This window comes from Actinomadura sp. NBRC 104412, assembly GCF_030269515.1.
Classification (GTDB): Bacteria; Actinomycetota; Actinomycetes; order Streptosporangiales; family Streptosporangiaceae; genus Spirillospora.
Window position 1 is genome coordinate 1 of the sequence record NZ_BSTM01000051.1, and the last position, 16,709, is coordinate 16,709.

The 16,709-nt window shown below is 73.7% G+C and carries 14 protein-coding genes; 6 read left to right on the forward strand and 8 right to left on the reverse strand.

From position 1 onward, the window contains the following. The 3 genes from QSK21_RS34385 to QSK21_RS34395 form a co-directional block, all read left to right on the forward strand. On the forward strand, positions 1–824 hold an 824-nt coding region (locus QSK21_RS34385), incomplete at its 5' end, for a hypothetical protein (RefSeq protein WP_285701891.1). 156 nt (positions 825–980) lie between these two features. Next, positions 981–3,053: a serine/threonine-protein kinase gene (locus QSK21_RS34390; protein ID WP_285701892.1), complete on the forward strand. Its 2,073-nt coding sequence runs from the start codon at positions 981–983 to the stop codon at positions 3,051–3,053. A gap of 27 nt (positions 3,054–3,080) precedes the next feature. After that, complete coding sequence (locus QSK21_RS34395; protein WP_285701893.1) at positions 3,081–5,246, forward strand: outer membrane protein assembly factor BamB family protein; 2,166 nt, start codon at positions 3,081–3,083, stop codon at positions 5,244–5,246. Between the two features lie 24 nt (positions 5,247–5,270). Here the strand turns inward: QSK21_RS34395 and QSK21_RS34400 are convergent, their stop codons facing one another. Then, positions 5,271–6,242: a Sco1979 family transcriptional regulator gene (locus QSK21_RS34400; RefSeq protein WP_352231370.1), complete on the reverse strand. Its 972-nt coding sequence runs from the start codon at positions 6,240–6,242 to the stop codon at positions 5,271–5,273. 191 nt (positions 6,243–6,433) lie between these two features. Then, the gene (locus tag QSK21_RS34405; protein WP_285701894.1) at positions 6,434–6,649 is read right to left on the reverse strand and encodes a DUF397 domain-containing protein; all 216 of its coding nucleotides are present in this window, start codon (positions 6,647–6,649) and stop codon (positions 6,434–6,436) included. A 306-nt stretch (positions 6,650–6,955) separates the two neighbouring features. On the opposite strand from QSK21_RS34405, the gene QSK21_RS34410 reads away from it, so the two are divergent. Then, positions 6,956–7,627, forward strand: coding sequence for an ATP-binding protein (locus QSK21_RS34410; protein WP_285701896.1), 672 nt, complete (start codon positions 6,956–6,958; stop codon positions 7,625–7,627). 13 nt (positions 7,628–7,640) lie between these two features. Beyond that, positions 7,641–8,045 (forward strand): hypothetical protein, encoded by a 405-nt coding sequence (locus tag QSK21_RS34415; protein WP_285701897.1) that lies wholly within the window; start codon positions 7,641–7,643, stop codon positions 8,043–8,045. A 15-nt stretch (positions 8,046–8,060) separates the two neighbouring features. On the opposite strand, the gene bla is transcribed toward QSK21_RS34415, so the two are convergent. The 4 genes from bla to QSK21_RS34435 all read right to left on the reverse strand — a co-directional run bounded on the left by bla (position 8,061) and on the right by QSK21_RS34435 (position 12,274). After that, positions 8,061–9,035, reverse strand: a complete 975-nt coding sequence (bla, locus tag QSK21_RS34420; RefSeq protein ID WP_285701898.1) for a class A beta-lactamase — start codon at positions 9,033–9,035, stop codon at positions 8,061–8,063. Positions 9,036–9,244: 209 nt separating this feature from the next. Next, positions 9,245–10,330: a S1 family peptidase gene (locus QSK21_RS34425; protein ID WP_285701899.1), complete on the reverse strand. Its 1,086-nt coding sequence runs from the start codon at positions 10,328–10,330 to the stop codon at positions 9,245–9,247. Positions 10,331–10,570: 240 nt separating this feature from the next. Continuing rightward, positions 10,571–11,347, reverse strand: a complete 777-nt coding sequence (locus QSK21_RS34430) for an Fpg/Nei family DNA glycosylase (protein WP_285701900.1) — start codon at positions 11,345–11,347, stop codon at positions 10,571–10,573. 75 nt (positions 11,348–11,422) lie between these two features. After that, positions 11,423–12,274 (reverse strand): DUF72 domain-containing protein, encoded by an 852-nt coding sequence (locus tag QSK21_RS34435; protein WP_285701901.1) that lies wholly within the window; start codon positions 12,272–12,274, stop codon positions 11,423–11,425. A 144-nt stretch (positions 12,275–12,418) separates the two neighbouring features. Between QSK21_RS34435 and QSK21_RS34440 the strand changes: the two genes are divergently transcribed. Then, positions 12,419–14,479, forward strand: coding sequence for a bifunctional phosphatase PAP2/O-acyltransferase family protein (locus QSK21_RS34440; RefSeq protein WP_285701902.1), 2,061 nt, complete (start codon positions 12,419–12,421; stop codon positions 14,477–14,479). Here QSK21_RS34440 and QSK21_RS34445 read toward each other — a convergent pair. Further along, entirely contained in the window at positions 14,470–15,144 is a 675-nt protein-coding gene (locus tag QSK21_RS34445) for a response regulator (protein ID WP_285701903.1), read from the reverse strand. The two genes, QSK21_RS34440 and QSK21_RS34445, sit on opposite strands and share 10 nt — an antisense overlap. After that, the gene (locus tag QSK21_RS34450) at positions 15,141–16,661 is read right to left on the reverse strand and encodes a PAS domain-containing sensor histidine kinase (RefSeq protein WP_285701905.1); all 1,521 of its coding nucleotides are present in this window, start codon (positions 16,659–16,661) and stop codon (positions 15,141–15,143) included. The genes QSK21_RS34445 and QSK21_RS34450 overlap by 4 nt, the downstream gene beginning before the upstream one ends. Positions 16,662–16,709: the final 48 nt, after the last annotated feature.

Genomic DNA, 16,709 nt, shown 5'->3' on the forward strand with positions numbered 1-16,709 from the left:
CCCCCGACTGGCTGTCGTTCTTCATGTTCACCTACTTCACCGACCGGGACGGCAAGTACCAGCTCGGCACGCTCAAGGAGTCGGCGTTCGACCCGCTGTCACGCACGTGCGAGTTCATGCTCAAGGAAGAGGCCCATCACATGATGGTGGGCACCACCGGCGTCGACCGGGTGATCGAGCGCACCGTGCAGTTGATGATCGAGCACGACACCGACGAGGTCGCCCCCCACGGCGGCATCCCCCTCGACGTGATCCAGAAGTACCTCAACTTCCACTACTCGGTGTCGCTGGACCTGTTCGGCGGCGAGACCTCCACCAACGTCGCCAACTACTACACCGCCGGGCTCAAGGGCCGCTGGCTCGAGACCCGCCGCAAGGACGACCACCGGCTCACCGACGACTCGATCATGGTGGACGCGCTGGTCGACGGGAAGGTCGGGCAGACCGAGGTGGCCGCGCTGACCGGGCTGAACACCGACCTGCGCCGCGAGTACATCGCCGACTGCCAGAGCGGCGTCAACCGCTGGAACAAGATCATTTCCGCGGCCGGGCTGCCGCAGCGGCTCAGGCTGCCCAGTGTCGCGTTCAACCGGAAGGTGGGCGCGTTCGCCGGGATCGAGGCCACGCCCGACGGCGAGATCCTCTCGTCCGAGGAGTGGGAGGCGCGGAAGGGCGCATGGCTGCCCACCGAGGTCGACAAGACGCACGTCCGATCCCTGATGCAGCCGGTGTACGAGCGTGGCAAGATCGCCGCCTGGATCGCCCCGCCCCGCAACGGCATCAACGGCAAGCCCTTCGACTACGACTACGTCCACCTCGCCTGAGCGCCGGAGCGCTCAGGCGGCCCCCGGGTGGTCCGGGAACGACCGCGCCCTCCCATCCTTCACGGCGGCTGACCACACAGATTGCCGAACCCCTTGCGCGGCAAGGGCCGCTGCGTGGAAGGTCGTACCCGTACACGGAAGCCGGGGGTCAGTGCGATGGAGGCATTACGGCCCGGGGATCCACGCCGCATCGGCCGGTACCGGCTGCTGGGCAGGCTGGGCGCGGGCGGCATGGGGCTGGTGTACCTGGGACGGTCCGCCGGCGGGCTGATGGTCGCGGTCAAGGTGGTGCACGTCCATCTGGCCGAGGACGCCGACTTCAGGCAGCGGTTCCGGCGCGAGGCCGGGGCGGCGCGCGCGGTGAGCGGGGCGTTCACCGCGCCGGTCGTGGACGCCGATCCCGACGCCGACCCGCCCTGGCTGGCCACGGCCTACCTCCCCGGCCTGCCGCTCCAGGATGTCGTCGAGAGGTACGGGCCGCTTCCGGTGCCCGCCGTGCTCGCCCTGGGCGCGGGTCTCGCCGAGGCGCTCGTGTCCATCCACCGGGCCGGGGTCGTGCACCGCGACCTGAAGCCCGCCAACGTCATCCTCGGCGCGGACGGGCCGCGCGTCATCGACTTCGGCATCGCGCACGCCGCGGAGACCGCCACCATCACCGGGACGGGCATGGCCGTGGGCTCGCCCGGCTTCATCGCCCCTGAGCAGGCCAGGGGAGAGGCCACCGGGCCTGCCGCCGACGTCTTCTCCCTGGGCGCCGTGCTGGTGCACGCCGCCACGGGCCGGGGTCCGTACGGGGACGGCCCGCCGCACGTGCTCATCTACCGCGCGGTGCACGAGGCGCCCCGGCTCGACGGCGTCACGGACCCGGGCCTGCGGTCGCTGGCCGCGGCCTGCCTCGCGCCGCGTCCCGCCGACCGCCCCACGCCCGCGTGGCTGCTGGAGCACCTGGCGTCGCTCGTCCCGCCGGGGACCGACCTGAACGGCCTGGGCTGGCTGCCGCCGCCCGTCGCCACCGGGATCGCCGAGGCCGCCACGCGACCGCCCGCGCCGACGCGGCCCCTTGAGGACGGCGGTCCGTCCCGGCGCGGTGTCCTGGTGCTGGCGGGCGCGGGAGCCGCCACGCTCGCCGCCGCGACCGTGACCGGTGTGCTGCTGTGGCCCGAGGAGCGTCCCTCCGCGGCGCCCACGCGCCGCGCCGTCACCGGGCCGACCTCGGCGCCACCGCAGACGATCAAGGTGAGCCGGCCCGTCTGGAAACGCGACACCGGCGAGGAGTACCTGATGTGCGGCCCGGCCGTCTCCGGCGGCACGGTGTTCGTCGGAAGCGAGAAGGGCGACCTGCTGGCCTACGACGCGCGGACGGGCAGGCCACGATGGCGGTACGCCACCGGCGAGCCGATCAGGTCGCAGCCCGCGGTCGCCGGTGGCGTGGTGTACGTGGCAGGGATGGACGGCAACGTCCACGCCGTGGACGCGCGGACGGGAAGGGCGCGCTGGCGACGCCAGGTGGGCGATTCGGAGGCCGACATCGTCGTCTCCGCCGGTCTCGTCCTCGCCGGCACCAAGAGGGTCCACGCGCTCGACGCGGCCACCGGCGCGATCCGGTGGGGCATCACCGGCGCGGGCACCATCAGCTCGGACCCGACGGCGGCCGGTGCCGTCGCGTACGTGCCGCGCCGTCGCAGCCTCGACGCGGTGGACGCCTCCAGCGGACGGGTCCGCTGGTCGTACGGCATGAGCAAGGGGACGGGCAGGCCCGCGGCGGCGGGGGGAGTGGTGTACTGCGGCGACTTCCAGGGGGAGCGGCTGCACGCCATCGACGCCCGCACGGGCGAGCGGCGCTGGGCGTACGATCTCGGCGACACCGTCACGGCACGGCCGGTGGTCGTGAACGGCGTGGTCTACGTGGGCGACTTCAGCGGGAACTTCTTCGCGCTGGACGCGGCGCGCGGCACCCTGCGCTGGCAGGTGCAGGCCGAAGGGCAGATCCATTGCGGAGCGGTCCCGGCGGGCGGGTTGCTCTACGTGCCCTCCGGGGTCTACTCCGACGGCGTCCTGCACGCCGTCGACGCCGCCTCCGGGCGGGTGGTCTGGGAGTTCGCGATGCCCAAGGGAGTGGAGAGCGCCCCCGCGGCGGCGGGCGGGATGGTGTACGTGTCCTGCAAGGACGGCTACCTGTACGCTCTCGACGCCGAGAACGGGTCCGGCGCCGCTCCGGCCGGTGACTGAGCCTCGGCCGGAACGGGAGGGAGCACGATGACGGCGACGCGGCCGGGGGACCCCCGCAAGCTGGGGCCGTACCGCGTGGTGGGCAGGCTGGGCGCTGGCGGGATGGGGCAGGTGTACCTCGGCCGCTCACCAGGTGGGCGCGGCGTCGCCATCAAGGTCATCCACCCGGCGATGGCTGACGAGCCGGACTTCAGGTCGCGGTTCCGCCGCGAGGTGACCGCGGCCAGGGCGGTCAACGGCGTCTACACGGCCGCGGTGCTGGATGCCGACCCGGACGCGCCCCAGCCCTGGCTCGCGACCGCCTACCTTCAGGGCCTGTCCCTCCAGGACGCCGTCGCCGCGCACGGGCCGTTCCCGCCGCACGCGGCGCGGACGCTCGGTGCCGGGCTCGCCGAGGCGCTGGTCTCCATCCACCGCGCCGGGGTCGTGCACCGCGACCTCAAGCCGTCCAACGTGATGCTGACGCCGGAAGGGCCGCGGGTCATCGACTTCGGCATCGCCCGCGCGAGCGAGGCGAGCGCCCTCACCCGCACGGGCGTGGCCCTCGGCACGCCCGCGTACATGTCACCCGAGCAGGCGTCCGGCGGCGCCGCCGGGCCACCGGCGGACGTCTTCTCTCTCGGCGCGGTGCTCACCTACGCGGTCACCGGCGCGGGCCCGTTCGGTCACGGCGCCGTGCACGACGTGATCTACCGCGTGCTGCACCAGGAGCCCGACCTCGGCCGCGTCCCCGACCCGGGGTTACGGTCGCTGATCGCGGCCTGCCTGCGGAAGGATCCGGAACTGCGGCCGAGCCCCGAGCAGGTGCTGCACGGGCTGGCGTCCGGCGGGGACCTCGCCTCCCCGCAGGGCACGTACTGGCTGCCGCCGCCCGTCGCGCAGCACATCGCGCACCAGGGCGCCCGACCGGCCGTGCGCGGGCCCTCGCGCCGCCGGTTCCTCGTCGCCGGGGCGGCGGGCGTGGGCTGCGCCGGGCTCATGGGCGGCGCCGTGACCGCCACGATCCTCCGCCTGAAGGGCGAGGACCCCGTCCTGTGGAAGTTCAGGCTGCCGGGTGACGGGTATCTGCGGACCGGGCCGCTCCTGGCGGTCGGCGACGTGTACGTCTGCACCTCCACCGAAACCGTCGCGATCGACGGCCGCACGGGGAGGCAGCGTTGGCGGGGAGCGTTCACCGCGGCCAGGAACGCGTCCATGGCCGTGCTGGGCGGCACGGGGTTCCTGTGCGACTCGGGTGCGCAGCCGGCGCTGACCGCGTTCGATCTCGCCAGCGGCCGGCCCCGATGGCAGGCCCCGCTCAGGACGCGGTCGCTCGCACCCACGCCGATCGTCGCGGCGGGCGTCGTCTGCCTGGCCGGCAGCCTGGACGCCGGGAACAGCGGCCTGTTCGCGTTCGACCCGGCGACGGGCCGGAACCGCTGGACCTACCGGGCGGAGTTGGGCACCAGCGACGTGGCGGCGGACGGCGGCGTCTGCTACCTCACCGACGAGGACGGTTTCCTCGCCGCGATCGACGCCAGGACCGGCGGCGCGCGCTGGAGGGTGCGCGTGAACGAGCGCTACCGCACCGCGACCCCGGTGGCCGGCGGCGGGCTGGTGGCCATCGAGACCCAGGACGGCGGGATCCGCGCCTTCGACGCCGCGACCGGACGGCCGCGCTGGGCGGTCGCCTCCGCCGGGCGAGGAGGTGTCGAGGGGGTGCGCCGCGAGCTCACCGGGGCGATGCTGATCGCGGGGGGCGTCGTGTACGTCAGCGGGTCGCATGGCACCCTGTCGGCCCTGGACGCGCGTACGGGCGCGCGGCGGTGGAGCGTCACGCGCGACCTCTCGAGCAGGGAAAGCCCTTCGCGCGGCGGTTACCTCCTGCCCGCCCTCGGCGGCGGCCTGGCCGTCCTGTCCGACCCCGAGGGGGGCTTGCAGGCCATGGACGCCGCCACGGGCAGGGTGCGCTGGAGGCAGACGGCGAGCGAGGGCTACGGCGAGGGCCCTCTCATCGCGGGATCCCTGGTCTACCAGGGCACCCTGGACGGCCTCTACGGCTTCGACCTCGCGACGGGACGCCCGGCCCTCCGGGTGGATTCCTCGGAGGAACCCGGGGCGACCATCGGGTCCGCGCAGAACCTCGCCGCCGTCGGTACCACCGTGTACTGCGCCGGCGACTCCAAACTGATCTACGCCGTCCGGCCGTCCTGAGCCCTCCGGCGGCCCTCCGGCGGGTCAGAGGTCCCTGAGGATGCCGTTGAGGATGTCGCAGGTCTCACCGGGCGGCGCGGCGAGCACGCACAGCTCGTTCATGATCTGCTTGTAGTTCTCCACCTCGGAGCGCTTGTCGAGGTAGAGGGCGCTGTTGACCTGCTCCAGGTAGACCATGTCGAGGATCTCGGGGTGGGCGAAGCGCAGCACCGTGAACGCGCCGCCCGCCGCCGGGTGGCCGCCGACGTGGAACGGCACGATCTGGAGCGTGACCGTCGGCAGGTCGGTGACCTCGATGAGATGCCGCAACTGGGCGCGCATCACCTCGCGGCCGCCCAGCGGGCGGCGCAGCGCCGCCTCGTCGATGACCGCCCACAGCCTGGGCGTCCGGCGGGACAGGATCCGCTGCCGGCGCAGCCGCAACTGCACCCGCCGCTCGATCTCGTCGTGCTCGTCCTCGCCGTGCCGGAGCCCGATGACGGCGCGGGTGTAGTCCGCGGTCTGCAGCAGGCCGTGGATGAACTGCACCTCGTAGGTGCGGATCATCGAGGCGTCCTCCTCCAGGCCCACGTACAGTTCGAGCCAGCTCGGGATGACGTCGCTGTACTGCTGCCACCACCCGGGCATGCTGGCGCGGCGGGCCAGCGCCAGCAGGTTCTCCCGCTCGTCGGCGGAGGCGACGCCGAACAGGGTGAGCAGGTCGGCCACGTCGCGCTGCTTGAAGCCGCTGCGGCCCAGCTCCAGCCGGCTGATCTTGGACTCGGTGGCGCGGATGGCCCGCGCGGCCTCGGACCGGCTGACGCCGCCGGCCTCACGCAGCCGGCGTAGCTGGGCGCCCAGCACCATGCGCAGCGCCGTCGGCCCGTCGGGCTCCTTGGTCGTGGTCATCGCCTCGGACGCCTCAGCCGTCCCGGCCGTGTCCCTCTCGGGCGGGCGCCGTGAAGGCGCCGCCCTGTCCTCCGCGGCAACGACCGCGTCCATGCCCTGCCTTGCCATGCCCGCACCCCGCCCCACACAAGCGATCCGGACTACTACATGCCTCGTACAACACCGACAGTTTGGCACCCTGCGGCGGTTCTGTCCGCAGGGTACGCACCAGTAAACAGCCGTCCGCGCTCCTTGTACACGTCCAGCCGGATTCGGACGGGGATGATGTGCCGATCGGGGCGCCCGTGGCGGGGCGGGGCTCAGCCGATCAGGTAGTCGAACTCGCCGTCCTTGACGCCGCGCAGGAACGCGCGGACTTCGGCCGGGGTGTAGACGAGGACCGGTCCGTCCGGAAAACGGGAATTGCGGACAGCGACCTCGCCGCCGTCCAGGACGGCGATCTCGAAGCAGCTCCCGTCGGGATTGCTGTGCCGGCTCTTGTGCCAGCGGGCCCCCGGCACTGCGGTAGCGGACATCCCGTTGTGGATCCCAGAGCCCATCCCACTCCTTCTGGCGCCCCCGTCGCATCCCCTGATGCGGTTTTCGGTCCGACCCAATGCCCGGGCTAACAAGATCTTTAACCGGGCATGGTCATGGATCATAGCCGGGAGGGCACGTGCGTCCGCTCGTGCTTTTTCTCACGACATCTCTTTGAATTCTCATCTGCTCTTGCAGACGCACGTGCATCAAGACACGATGGACACAACACGTGGGGACGTGTGCCAGTGGTAAGGAGATTCGCTCATGCGCGTGGAACCGACGCCCGGCGCGCGGGGTGCTGAATGACAGGCGCGCCAGGGCTGCCGGCGGGCACCGGCCTGCCGGCCGGACGCTCACCGCACTTCCACGTCCCCTGGATGCCGCCCGCGCAGGCCCCGTCGTGGCGCATCGGCGACCTGCTGCTGTCGGGTGCGGCGCCGCCGTGCTGGCCGGAGCCGCCCCAGGGCGAGGGCGAGGACGCCGGGCTGGTGCTCCCCGCCGAGCCCGCCTCGCTGTCCACCGCCCGCGACTTCGTGCGCAAGTGCCTGGCCGACTGGGGGCTGACGGAGCTGACCTGGGACGCCACCACCGTCGTCTCGGAGTTGTTCACCAACGCCATCACGCACGCGGTCTCCCCGTTCCGCAGCCCCGCCGAGGGCATCGTCCTGCGGGTGGTGCTCCTCTTCCATGGCGGGCGGCTGGGCATCCTGGTGACCGATCCCAGCGTCCGTCCCCCCGTCCATCCCGCCGAGCGGCCCGCGGACCGCGGCGACGCCGCCCTTGCGGCGGGCGGGCTCGACTGCCTCCACGACCTCGACGGCCTGCTGGAGGAGGGCGGCCGCGGGCTGGCCATCGTGGGCGGGCTGAGCCGCGACTGGGGCTGGACGCCGGTGGTGAGCGGCGGCAAGGCCGTCTGGGCGGTGCTCGACCACCCCGCCGACGCCCAGGCCGAGCGCCGGACCGACGGTACGTGACGGAGTGACCCCCATGGCGGCCGCGTGGTACGGCCCTGACGGACGGGCCGTGACCGCCGCGGACGCGGGGAGGCTGCTCGCCGACTGGCGGGGCCGGATCGTCGCGGAGAACCTGATCCCCTCGGGCCAGGTCGTGCTCCTCGTCGTCACCTCGTTCACCGTCGCGCCCGTCCATGGCGCCCCGCCGCCGGGCCTCCCGTACGCGGGAGGCGAGATCCCGTCCCGGCCCGAGCCCGCGCCGATCCTGTGGGAGACCATGGTCACCGTGGAGGACACCGGCGCGCTGGTCGGCCGCTACCGTTCCCGCGTGGAAGCCGAGGCCGGCCACGCGCGGATCGTCGCGCAGGTCTACCAGCTCCTGGAGAGCTTCCCTCCCGGCCAGGTCGTGCACGTGCTCGCCCGCGTGCCCCCGCGCTGAGAGCCGGGCCCGGCGCTAGGGCAGCCTGCCCAAGCCGCGGGCCGCGATGGTGGCGGTCCGGGCGATGACGGTGTTGTCGGTGGTGCCGTCGGCGGCCTTCCGGTTGGTGTAGATCGCGATGATCAGTGGCGCCCCGGACGGCGGCCAGGCGACCGCGATGTCGTTGGCCGCGCCGTAGCGGTTCGACGTCCCGGTCTTGTCGCCGACGGTCCAGTCGTCCGGCAGGCCGGCGGCGATCCGGGCGCCGCCGGTGGTGTTGGCGCGCAGCCAGCCGTTCAGCCGCTCGCGGTCCGGGGCGGCCAGCGGGGCGCCGAGCGTGACCTTCCACAGGTTGAGGCCCATGGACGCCGGTGTGGTGGTGTCCCGGCGCTCGCCCGGCCGCCAGAGGTTCAGGCCGGTCTCCCAGCGGTCGAGCCGGGACCGCCGGTCGCCGAGCGAGCGCAGGTAGGCCGTCAGCCCTCTGGGCCCGCCGATCTGGCGGAGGATCAGGTTCCCCGCGGTGTTGTCGCTGCGGGTGACGGCGGCCTCGCACAGTTGCGCCACGGTCATGCCCCGGGCACCGCGGCCCCGCGTGACCGGCGACGTGGGAACCTCGTCGGCGGGCGTCCAGTGGATCCTGCGGTCGAGCAGCCCGGGTTCGGACCGGCGCGCTTTGGTGAGGACCGCGGCGGCCGCCATCGCCTTGAACGTCGACAGCATCGGGTAGCTCTCCTGGTCGCGATAGGAGATCGTCTTCCCGGTGCCGGTGTCGAGCGCGTACACGCCGATCCGGCCCCGGTACGAGCGCTCCAGGTCGCGCAGCCGCGCGCGGGCCTCGGCCTGACCGGCGACCGGTGCGGGCGCGGGCGCCCCGGTTGCGACGCGGGTGTTGGGCTTGTCCTGCGCGGCAGGGGTCTCGTTCCGGCAGGCGGCCGTGCCGCCCAGCGACGCGGCCGCCGTCAGGGCGGCCAGCCCCAGCCTGAACCCGTGCCGCTCAGGGGTGTGCTGCATCTATGGTCCTTCCTGGATGACCCTGGAGAGGCCTCGGTGGCCCTGGAGAAGATCTCCGGGAGCCGAGCAGACCAGAACCCGCCGTCGCGTGTCCACTCTGGGTATCGGCGGCACGACGACCAGCGGCCGGACATCCATCCCGGTCACACCGGCGAAGAGAAACCCCCGGGGCCGAGGAGAACGGGCGGCCCCGGGGGAGGGGAGAGGGGTCAGAAGACGTTGACGCCGTAGGCGCTCAACGCCTCGGTGACCGGCTGGAAGAAGGTCACGCCGCCGGTGGAGCAGTTGCCGCTGCCGCCCGAGGTGAGGCCGTAGGCGGTCGTGCCGGAGAACAGCGAGCCGCCGCTGTCGCCGGGCTCGGCGCAGACGGTGGTGCGGATGAGCCCGGACACGGTGCCCTCGGCGTACCGGACGGTCTGGTTCAGCGCGGTCACGGTGCCGCTGCGCACGCCGGTGGTGCTGCCGCTGCGGCGGACGGTCTGGCCGACGGCGGGCGTGCCGGCCGAGGTGATGTCCTGCGTCCCGGAGCCGTACAGGTAGACGCCTCCGGTCTTGGCGATGGAGGTGTTGGTGTAGCGGACGATGCCGTAGTCGTTGCCGGGGAAGCTGCTGCCGGCCCTGGTCCCCAGCACGGTGGTGCGGCTGGAGTTGGCGTACCAGGTCGAGCCGATGTTCGTGCAGTGGCCCGCGGTGAGGAAGAAGTCGGTGCCGGCGGAGTTGCGGACATTGAAGCCCAGCGAGCAGCGGCCGCCGGAGGCGTAGATCGCCTCGCCGCCCGCGATCCTGGTGCTGAACGTCCCGGCGACCCGCTCCAGCCGGACCGCGGCGCCGTGCCTGGCCGCCGCCTTGCGGACCGCGGCCAGCCTCGCTCCGGTGACGGTGTCGTCGTAGGACAGGACGACCTGGTTGGCGGCGGGGTCGATGGCCCACGCGGTGCCGCTGACGGTGACGGACCGCTCGATCGCCGCGCTGATCCTGTTCAGCGCCGCGCCGCTGCGGGCGACCGTCCTGGGCACCGCGCCGGCCTGGCGGACGCGGGCGGCGGTCGTGGCGTCGGTGACCGCGACGACCAGCCGTCCGGTGGCGCGGTCGACGTAGGAGCCGGCGCTGCGGGAGCCGAGGCGCTTGGCGAGGTCGGCCGAGAGCCGGCCGGGGTCGGGCTGGGCGGCCGCCGGCGCCGCCGCCGGGGCGGCGGACGCGGCGGGGGCGGCGGCCAGCAGTGCGGCGGTGACCGCCGCGGTCGAGCCGATGACGGCGAGGGGTCGGAGGGGACGTCGGCGGGGGTCTGTCCTCACGGTGCCTCCCTGGGAGCAGGACGCGTCCGGAAAGCGTCCTAGGTCAGGTGAAGCATGAAGAGCGAAGGATGGCCCGGCAAGACCAAGAAGTTGACCAAGGGATCTGACCAGATCTGGCAACCCTGCGAAAGCCGCCCGTCACTGATCGGCCGGGTCGGCGCGGGAACGTTCGAAAACGTTGGGTGGTTCCCGTATGGCCGGAAGCGGCCATGTCTTCGGCCGTATCCGGTCGCTCCCGGGTCAACAGGGCTGGCAGCGCGGGCACCAGACCGTCGTCCGGCCCGACATGCGCTCCCGCGACAGGGGGACGTCGTGCCTCGGGCAGGTGCCGTCGGGACGGTCGCGGACTCCGGTGAGCCAGGATCGGCGGGGCGGGACACGACCGGCCTTGACGGATTCCCGCAACACCCGGCGCATGGCCCGGTGGAGCGCGGCCCGATCGTCCTCGTCCAGATCGCGGGCCGGGCGCAGCGGGTTGACGCGGGCGTGCCAGCAGATCTCGTCGGCCAGCAGGTTGCCGAGACCGGCGAGGGCGGACTGGTCGGTCAGCACCGTCTTGAGCCGCCCGCGCCGCCGGGCGAGCAGATCGTCGAGGTCGCCGCGCGAGATCTCCATCGCGTCGGGACCGAGGTCGCTGAGGGACTCCTCGGCCTCCGCCTCGTCCCTCATCAGGCGGATGCCCTGGAGCTTGCGCATGTCCCGGTACCGCAGCTCCCCGTCCTCAAGGGACAGCACCACCCGGTCGTGCGGGTGCGGCTCGTCGTCGTGGGAGTGCCAGGACAGGGATCCGGTCATGCCGAAATGGAACGTCAGCACAGGCCCTTCCGCGGGCGCGAGCAGCCGCTTGCCGTGCCGCCGGGGCGTCCCGAACCGGTGACCGCGCAGCGCCCGGTCCAGCCGGCGCGGGCCGACATCGCGCAGGACGCCGGGGTCGCGCACGCGCACACCGGTGATCGGGTCTCCGGTGTGCGCGGCGAGCACTTGGCGGAACGCCTCCACGTCGGGCAGCTCGGGCATGCGCGGGTTCCTACCCGTCCCCTCGCGAACATGCCTGGCGCTCGGCAGCCCCCGGAAGGCCGCAAGCCCGAAGGCTCAGAAGAGGGTCGGCGGCCCGGCCGGGACGGGCTCGGGCAGCGGCTCCAGCTCGGGGACGAGCGCGCGCACGTCGTCGTGGAAGCGGCGCGCGAGCGTGAGCGCGTCGGCGTTGTCGGGCGTGTGGACGAACACCGTCGGCGAGCGGCCCTCGCGCAGCCACCCGGCCACCGTGGCGGCCCACGGCCGCCAGCCTTCGACCGTCCGGCCGGTGTCGTCCCGTCCCAGGTAGCGGACGATCGGCGTGCCGGTCAGGGCCCGGGACCTGCGCGGCACGCGCGGCTTCTTGGTCCAGGCGTCCCGTTCGGCGTCGCTGGTCGGAGGGCTCCGGAACAGGACGGTGGTGTCGAAGGGGACCCACTCGGCCCCCGCTCCGCCGAGCACCCGTTCCAGCAGCGCCTCCGCGCGCTCGTCGGCGAAGAACGCGCGGTGCCGGACCTCGACGGCGTACCGGTACCCCTGCGGCAGCCGGCGCAGGAACGCCGCCAAGGCGCCCACGTCGGACGGGCCGAACGCTCCCGGCAGTTGCACCCACAACGCGTGCGTCCGCGACCCCAGCGGTTCGATCGCCGACAGGAACGACCGCAATTCCTCGTCGACATCGGCCAAACGGCGCTCATGCGTGATGGAGCGGGGCAGTTTGACCACGAACCGGAAGCCGGGATCGGTCTGGGCGGCCCACGACTCCACCGTGCTCCGCGCCGGGGTGGCGTAGAAGGTGGTGTTGCCCTCCACCGCGTTGCACCAGCTCGCGTACGACTTCAGGCGTTCGCCGGGAGGAAGCGGATGGGGGAGGAGACGTCCCTGCCACGGCGCGTGACTCCACATCGCGCATCCCACATGAAGCCGCATGAAGGCGACGCTACCGCCCCGCGCGGGCGTCGTCCGCGCAAAGGTCCGGCCACGACAGGATCGGGTCCGGATTGATCGCGTTAGCGGAGGATGATGCCGGGAAATCCTTCGGAGGGAGATCAACGAGCGGGCGGGAGGGCGCACATGGCTGCCGGTGTCTCGGTGTCTCTGGGCGCGTCGCCGGTCGGCGACGCCGTTTCCACCAGGCTCTCGCTCCGGCGCGAACTGGCGTTGGGGCTCGCGGTGTTCGCGGTCTACGCCGTCGTCGACTCGATGCCGGTCACCGAGCGCACCGCGGTGGCCGAGGCGCACGGCCGCGACCTGCACGCCCTGGAGAAGCTGCTGCACCTCGACCTGGTGACGCCGGCCAACCGGTGGCTGTCGAGCCACCCGGCGGTCGCCACGGTGGCCAACTACGAGTACGCCACCTCGTACGTGATCAGCGCCCTGATCATGCTGGGCTATCTGTACCGCCGCCGTCCCGGCCGCTACCCGGTGGCGCGCAACTCCTTCGCCCTCATCAACCTGATCGGGGTGGCGTGCTTCGCGCTGTACCCCGTGATGCCGCCCCGGCTGCTGTCCGGGCTCGGGTTCGTCGACACGGTCAAGCAGGGCGGGACGTGGGGGTCCTGGGGCACCCCGCTGATCGACAACGCCAACCAGCTCGCGGCGATGCCCTCGCTGCACGTGGCCTGGGCGCTGTGGGTCAGCGTCGAGCTGTCGCGGATCTCGGCGCGCCGCGGCGTGCAGGCCGCGAGCCTGCTGCACGTGCTGGTCACGGTCCTGGTCACCGTGGCCACCGCCAACCACTACCTTCTGGACGCGGCGGGCGCGGCCGTCCTGGTGCTGCTCTGCAACGCGCTGGCCGAGCGGCTCACCGCGGGCCGGCGCGCCCGGCGCGCCAAGCGGGCCCGCAGGCTCCGGCCGCCCGACTCCTTCTTCCTGGCCGTGGAGCGGCCGGGCGTGCCCCAGCACGTCGGCGGGGTGATCCTGCTGGACGACGAGGACGGCACGCTCGACCGGCAACGGATGGTCGGGCTCGTCCGGCAGCGGCTGGGGGCGCTGCCCAGGTTCCGGCAGCGGCCCGGCGGAAGCGGGCTGTGGCGCCACGCGGTCTGGGACGACCACCCCGACATCGACTGGGACTGGCACATCGTCGAGCGGCGCCTGCCGGAGCCGGGCGGGCAGGCGGCGCTGGAGCGGCTGGTCGCCGAGCTGGAGGCCGAACCGCTGCCCAAGGATCGCCCGCTGTGGCAGATCGTGCTGGTGCCCGGGTACGCGCCGGGCCGCAGCGCCGTCGTCTTCCTGATGCACCACGCGGTGGCGGACGGCAGCGGGGTCGTCGCGCACGCGCTGCGCCTGGTGGAGCCGGAGGTCGCCCCGGTGGAGGGCGGGGCGACGACACCCGGCCCGCGCGGGCTGCGCAGGGCCGCCGGCGTGGCGCTCGGACTGCTCCAGCTCGCCACCGAACGCCGCCAGGGGATGCGGCTGCCGTCCCACGGCACCGGCGAGCGGCGCTTCGGCTCCTTCGAGCTGCCGCTGGACGAGATACGGAGCCTGGCCCGGTCGTACGGGGTCAGGGTCAGCGACGTGCTGCTGTGCGCCGTGGCGGGCGGCCTGTCCCGCGTCTCGCCCGCCTGCGAGCAGGACACCGCCGAGGCCAGGCGGCTGCGCGTCACCGTGCCGCTGATGATGCGGACGCCCAGCACCCCGCCGGAGGGCAACTACACGGCGGCGGTCATGGCGGACCTCCCCATCGGCGCGATGCCCGAGCCCGACCGGCTCGCCGCCATCGCCCGCGACACCCGGCGCCTGCACAGCGGCACCCGCGCCCTGGCGTCGTGGTTCGTGATGCGCCGCGCCGCGGCGCTGCTCCCGGCGGGGCTGCACAGGGCGTTCTCCAGGACCGTCTACGGCGACCGCATCTTCCAGGCCGTGGTGACGAACCTGCCGGGCCTGGACACCGAGCTGACGCTGGCCGGCAAGCCCATCCACGGGGTCCAGCCGCTGGTGCCGCCCGCCGACGGCGCGCCGCTGGCGGTCGGCGCGCTGAGCTGGAGGCGCCGCCTGCACTTCGGCGTCACCGCCGACCCGGTCGTGCTGGAGGACGCGGGCAAGATGGCCGCCGCGATGCGGGACGTGATCGGTGAGCTGGCCGAGGCCGTGGCCGCGCGCGCCGGCCGGGTGGCCGAGCGTCAGGGCTGATCGGCGGGGGAGGGCACCAGCCCCTGCCGGACCGCCCACAGCGCCGCCTGGGTACGGGAGCCGCAGCCGGTCTTGGCGAGCACGTTGCTGACATGGGTGCGCGCGGTGCGCTCGGTGATCACCAGCCGTCCGGCGATCTCGCGGTTGGACAGCCCCTGCGCGATGAGGGTCAGCACCTCGTGCTCGCGCCTGGTCAGGTCCCTGCCGGTGTCCCGTCCCGGCATCAGCGAGCGGGTGAGCCTGCGGGCCACGCCGGGGTCGAGGTGCATCTCGCCGCGGCGCGCCGCCCGCACGGCCGCCGCCAGCTCGTCGGCCTCGGCGTCCTTGAGCAGGAACCCCGCCGCGCCCGCCTCCAGCGCCGCCTGCACCCGCTCGGTCTGCCCGAAGCTCGTGAGCACCACGACCTCCACGTCCGGATGGCGCTCCCTGATCATGCCGATCGCGGTGAGCCCGTCGAGCCGCGGCATCACCAGGTCCAGCAGCAGCACATCGGGCGTCTCCTCCCGGGCGGCCAGCGCGCCCAGGCGGTTCAGCGCGTCCTGGCCGTCCACCGCCTCGGCGACCACCTCGATGTCGTCCACCAGGTCGAAGAAGGCCCGCATGCCGGAGCGGACGACGGCGTGGTCGTCCACCAGCATCACCGTGATCGGCCGTTCCACGGTCATGCCCGGTCACCGTCCCGGCGCCCGTTCGGGCGTCCGTTCGGCAGGTCGACGCGCAGCCGCGTGCCCTGTCCCGGCGCGCTGTCGATGGTGAGGTCCGCGCCGATGCGGCGGGCCCGTTCGGCCATCCCGACCAGCCCGAGATGCCCGGGGGCGGGAGCGGACGGGTCGAAGCCGCGGCCGTCGTCGCTCACCTCCAGCATCCCCTTGCCGTCCCGGCCGAGCCGTACCTGGACGGTGCGGGCGCAGGCGTGCTTGACCACGTTGTGCAGTGCCTCCTGGAAGATGCGGTACAGGTTCTCCACGGTGTCGTCGTCCAGCCCGTCCCCGGCCGAGCCGCGCACGTCCACGGCGAGCCCCTCCCTGACCGCGACGGCGGCGGCGTGCTGCCGGACGGCCTGTTCCAGCCCGAGATCGGGCAGGGCGCCCGGCCGCAGCTCCAGGACCAGGCCGCGCATCTCGGCGAGGGTGTCGTGGGCGAGCCGCCGCGCCGTGGCCACGTTGGCGCGCAGCCGCCCGTCCGGGTCCGCCGCCGCGTCCAGGCGCTCGGCGGCCAGCTCGACCGCCCGCATCCGCAGGGTCAGGGAGAACAGGGACTGGCAGACCGAGTCGTGCAGGTCCCGGGCGATGCGCTGGCGTTCCTCCAGTGCCGCCTTGCCCTCGGCCTCGTCCAGGAGCCGGGCGTTCTCCACGGCGATCGCCGCCTGGTCGCACATGGTGCGCAGGAACGCGATCTCCTCCTCGCCGGGGTCGTGGTCGGGCGGGTAGAACCCGTTGAGCACCCCCAGGGTGCGCCCGCCGACGGTCAGCGGCACCGAGATATAGGTGTCCCACGGGAACGCGGCCATCACCGGCCGCAGAGGCTCCCACGCGGGGTCGGTCAGGACGTGCGCGGCCTGGCCCCGCCCGATCTGGACGCCGCCGGTGCGCAGGGCGTCCAGCGTCAGCAGGTGCGCGCCGCGCCTGCGGGCCTGCTCGAACCGCTCCGGGAAGTCGGGAGGGAAGAGCGGCAGCCCGGCCTGGCCGATCATGCGCAGCGTCGCGGTGCCGGACTCGGTCAGCACCACCTGGCAGGCCGCCATCGCGGTGGCCTGGACGACCTCGCCCGCGACCCGGTCGAGGGTGGCGGCCAGCGAGCCCGACCGGGCGGCGACGCTGGCGGCGGCGTTGGTGAAGGCCATCAGCCGCCGCTCGACCCGGGTGTAGGCGGCGGCGTCGCGGAACACCAGCACCCAGCGCGCCTCCCCGTCGCCGGTGCGGAACCGCCGCGCCTCGTACTCGATCTCGGTGCCGTCGTCCCGGACGACCCGGCGGGACGGCCCCGCCAGGTCCTCGCGGGGACGGGCGAACAGCGGCCGCCCGAGCACGTCCCCGGCGGCGGCACCGAGGATCCGCAGGCCCTCGGGGTTCACATGCAGGCAGGCGCCCTCCTCGTCGAGGAGGGCGATCCCGTCGGGCGCCGCCTCCACCATCGCGGCGACGAGGTCCGAGGAGAGGGCGGGACCAGCGGAAACGCGCATCTTGCCTCCGATCCCCGGCAGGTCACCACGCCGTCCCGGCGGTTGTCA

What these genes read in the sequence shown, in the direction of transcription:
- QSK21_RS34410 (WP_285701896.1), top strand. Translation starts at nt 6,956, where the DNA reads ATGACAGGCGCGCCAGGGCTGCCGGCGGGCACCGGCCTGCCGGCCGGA.
- QSK21_RS34390 (WP_285701892.1), top strand. Translation starts at nt 981, where the DNA reads ATGGAGGCATTACGGCCCGGGGATCCACGCCGCATCGGCCGGTACCGG.
- QSK21_RS34450 (WP_285701905.1), bottom strand. Translation starts at nt 16,661, where the DNA reads ATGCGCGTTTCCGCTGGTCCCGCCCTCTCCTCGGACCTCGTCGCCGCG.
- QSK21_RS34440 (WP_285701902.1), top strand. Translation starts at nt 12,419, where the DNA reads ATGGCTGCCGGTGTCTCGGTGTCTCTGGGCGCGTCGCCGGTCGGCGAC.
- QSK21_RS34415 (WP_285701897.1), top strand. Translation starts at nt 7,641, where the DNA reads ATGGCGGCCGCGTGGTACGGCCCTGACGGACGGGCCGTGACCGCCGCG.
- QSK21_RS34405 (WP_285701894.1), bottom strand. Translation starts at nt 6,649, where the DNA reads ATGTCCGCTACCGCAGTGCCGGGGGCCCGCTGGCACAAGAGCCGGCAC.
- QSK21_RS34395 (WP_285701893.1), top strand. Translation starts at nt 3,081, where the DNA reads ATGACGGCGACGCGGCCGGGGGACCCCCGCAAGCTGGGGCCGTACCGC.
- bla (WP_285701898.1), bottom strand. Translation starts at nt 9,035, where the DNA reads ATGCAGCACACCCCTGAGCGGCACGGGTTCAGGCTGGGGCTGGCCGCC.
- QSK21_RS34400 (WP_352231370.1), bottom strand. Translation starts at nt 6,242, where the DNA reads ATGGCAAGGCAGGGCATGGACGCGGTCGTTGCCGCGGAGGACAGGGCG.
- QSK21_RS34435 (WP_285701901.1), bottom strand. Translation starts at nt 12,274, where the DNA reads ATGCGGCTTCATGTGGGATGCGCGATGTGGAGTCACGCGCCGTGGCAG.
- QSK21_RS34445 (WP_285701903.1), bottom strand. Translation starts at nt 15,144, where the DNA reads ATGACCGTGGAACGGCCGATCACGGTGATGCTGGTGGACGACCACGCC.
- QSK21_RS34430 (WP_285701900.1), bottom strand. Translation starts at nt 11,347, where the DNA reads ATGCCCGAGCTGCCCGACGTGGAGGCGTTCCGCCAAGTGCTCGCCGCG.